Here is a 2,992-nt window from a genome sequence, read left to right as displayed (position 1 = left end):
CCGCAAATCCGCGCTGACCGCAGGCCGCCTGCGGCTGCCCTCGCGACCGGAGGTCCGATGATCATCGCAACTGCCAGGTACGAAGACCTGCCCGCACTGCTCAGCCTGGAACACAGCGGTTTCTCGGCGAAGGAGCGGTGGAGCGGCACCTCCTGGGCGTCCGAACTGAACGCCGACGACCGCCTGGTGCTGGTCAACCGCGAGGACGACGAGGTCGTCGCGGTGGCCTGCTTCAGCGTGGTCGACCAGACCGCCGAACTGCTGCGCGTCGTGGTGCGTCCCGACCGACAGGGCCGCGGGATCGCCCGCAGGCTGGTCCAGGTCGGCATGGAGTGGGCGGACGCCGCGGGCGCCGAACGCATGCTGCTGGAGGTGCGGCACGACAACTCCCGCGGGCTGTCGCTGTACGACGCGGCCGGCTTCCACCCGATTGCCCGCCGCACCGACTACTACGGATCGGGACGGCACGCGATCGTGATGGAGTGCCGACTGGCGCAGCACCGGATTGCGGAACCGGACCGGTGGCTGGCATGAGCGGCCCACTGGTACTGGGCATCGAGTCGAGCTGTGATGAGACCAGCGTCGGCATCGTCCGCGGCAATGAGCTGCTGGCCAACGAGGTCGCCAGTTCGGTGGCCGCGCACGCCCGGTTCGGCGGGGTGGTGCCCGAGGTGGCCTCCCGCGCGCACCTGGAGGCCATGACGCCGACCCTGACGCGCGCGCTGGCCACCGCTGACATCGACCTCGCCCAGGTGGACGCGATCGCGGTCACCGCCGGGCCCGGGCTGATGGGTTCCTTGGTGGTCGGGCTGGCCTCGGCGAAGGCGCTGGCGTCCGCGCTGGGCAAACCGCTGTACGGGCTCAACCACCTGGTCGGTCACGTGGCGGTGGACATCCTCGACCACGGCCCGCTGCCCGAACCCGTGCTGGCGCTGCTGGTGTCCGGTGGCCACACCCAGCTGCTGCTGGTCCGCGACATCACCGGCGACATCGTCGAGGTGGGCACCACCATCGACGACGCCGCCGGCGAGGCCTACGACAAGGTGGCCCGGCTGCTTGGGCTGGGTTACCCCGGTGGGCCGGTGATCGACCAGCATGCGCAGACCGGCAACCCGAGGGCGATCACCTTCCCGCGCGGCCTGACCGCCCGACACGACCTGGAGCGGCACCGCTTCGACTACTCCTTCTCGGGCCTGAAGACCGCGGTCGCCCGCTACGTCGAGCAGCGCGAACTCGATGGCGAACCGGTCGACGTGCCGGACGTGTCGGCCAGCTTCCAGGAGGCCGTCGCCGACGTGCTGACCGCCAAGTCGGTCGACGCCGCACAGCACTTCGGGGTGCAGCACCTGGTACTGGGTGGCGGTGTGGCCGCCAACTCGCGGCTGCGGACCCTGATGGCCGAACGCGCCGCGGCGGCCCGGATCGAGCTGCGCCGGCCGCGGCCGGGCCTGTGCACCGACAACGGAGCGATGATCGCGGTGCTGGGCGCCCAGGTGGTGCGGGCCGGACGGCCGCCCAGTTCGCTCACCATCTCGGCGGACTCCGGGATGCCGGTCGAGCAGGTGCTCGCCTGACCCCGGCGGCTGGCCGGACGCGGCGGGCAATAGGCTGACCGCACCTGCCCCGCACCGAGCGAAGGAGCCCTGCATGTTCAACTTCAGCGGTCTGGTGGCCGTGATCACCGGCGGCTCGAGCGGCCTTGGCGTCCAGTTCGCCAGGGCACTTGCCGGCCACGGCGCAGACCTGGCGCTGATCGCCCGGCGCAAGGAGAAGCTCGACGCCGTCGCCGAGGAGCTGCGCGAGGAGTTCGGCGTCAAGGTGCTGACGGTGCCGTGCGACGTGACCAACCTGACCGACGTGCAGCGAGCAGTCACGACGGTCGGCGAGACCTACGGCCGCGCCGACATCCTGGTCAACAACGCCGGCACCGGCGGTGTGGTGCCGGCGCTGGACATGACCGATGAGCAGTGGAACGCCGACATCGCCGTGGACCTGACCGCCACCTTCCGGGTGACCCGCGAGTTCATGAACGGGCTGATCCAGCACTCCGAGTTCGGCCGGGTGATCAACATTGCCTCGATGTACGGGCTGGTCGGCAACACCGCGCTGCCCAGCTCGGCCTACCACGCCGCCAAGGGCGGGGTCATCAACCTGACCCGGGCGTTGGCCGCCGAATGGGCGAAGGCCCACGTCACGGTCAACTGCATCTGCCCCGGCTACTTCGAGACCGAGCTGACCGTCGACTCGTTGAACACCCCGCAGTTCCAGAACCACCTCAAGCAGACGGTCCCGTTGGGCCGCTACGGCAAGGCCGGTGAGCTGAACAGCGCGCTGCTCTTCCTGGCCTCCCGCGACTCCGGTTACGTGACCGGCATCTCGGTGGTCGTCGACGGCGGCTACACCTGCGTGTGAGCCCGTGCGCTACACCCCGGCACTGACCACGCTCGGCTTCGTCCTGTCGCCCGACCGGAGGCAGGTGCTGATGGTGCACCGCATCGGGCGATCGGACGACGAGCAGCTCGGCAAGTGGAACGGGCTTGGTGGCAAGCTCGAACGCGATGAGGACGTGTGGTCGGGGATGGCCCGGGAGCTGCGCGAGGAGGCCGGCATCGAGGTGGCGTCGATGCGGCTGCGCGGCACCGTCAGCTGGCCGGGGTTCGGTTCCGACGGCACCGACGTGCTGGGTTTCATCTTCGTGGTGGACGCCTGGTCGGGCCGGGTGCCCGACCACAACGCTGAGGGCCCCTTGGTCTGGCAGCCGATCACCCGGCTGGCCGAGCTGCCGATGTGGGAGGGCGACCGGTTCTTCCTCCCGCACGTCTTCGACGACGCGGTCGAGCAGTTCCACCTGGTCATCCCGTACGCCGACGGCCGGCCCCTCGGCTGCACCGGGACGGTGCGATGACCGTCGGCGCCCGGCCACCGGCGCATCCGCTGCTCACCGACGAAGGGCGGGCCGCGCTGACCGCGGCCACCGACGAACCCGACCCGG

4 protein-coding genes are annotated in these 2,992 nt (G+C 70.6%); all 4 read left to right on the top strand.

The annotated features are described in order from the left end of the window. Positions 1 to 57 precede the first annotated feature (57 nt). Entirely contained in the window at positions 58 to 534 is a 477-nt protein-coding gene (locus WBL05_RS09010) for a GNAT family N-acetyltransferase (protein ID WP_424225354.1), read from the top strand. Continuing rightward, the gene (gene tsaD, locus WBL05_RS09005; RefSeq protein ID WP_424225353.1) at positions 531 to 1,574 is read left to right on the top strand and encodes a tRNA (adenosine(37)-N6)-threonylcarbamoyltransferase complex transferase subunit TsaD; all 1,044 of its coding nucleotides are present in this window, start codon (positions 531 to 533) and stop codon (positions 1,572 to 1,574) included. The genes WBL05_RS09010 and tsaD overlap by 4 nt, the downstream gene beginning before the upstream one ends. A 73-nt stretch (positions 1,575 to 1,647) precedes the next feature. Then, on the top strand, positions 1,648 to 2,412 hold the full coding sequence (locus WBL05_RS09000; protein WP_424225352.1) for an SDR family NAD(P)-dependent oxidoreductase: 765 nt from the start codon (positions 1,648 to 1,650) through the stop codon (positions 2,410 to 2,412). A gap of 4 nt (positions 2,413 to 2,416) precedes the next feature. Further along, positions 2,417 to 2,905, top strand: coding sequence for an NUDIX hydrolase (locus WBL05_RS08995; protein ID WP_424225351.1), 489 nt, complete (start codon positions 2,417 to 2,419; stop codon positions 2,903 to 2,905). Positions 2,906 to 2,992: the final 87 nt, after the last annotated feature.

Origin of the sequence: Brooklawnia sp., assembly GCF_049651565.1 — a bacterium.
Lineage (GTDB): Bacteria > Actinomycetota > Actinomycetes > Propionibacteriales > Propionibacteriaceae > Brooklawnia.
The sequence above is the reverse complement of the archived record's forward strand: the minus strand, read 5'-3'. Positions and strand labels throughout refer to the sequence as shown.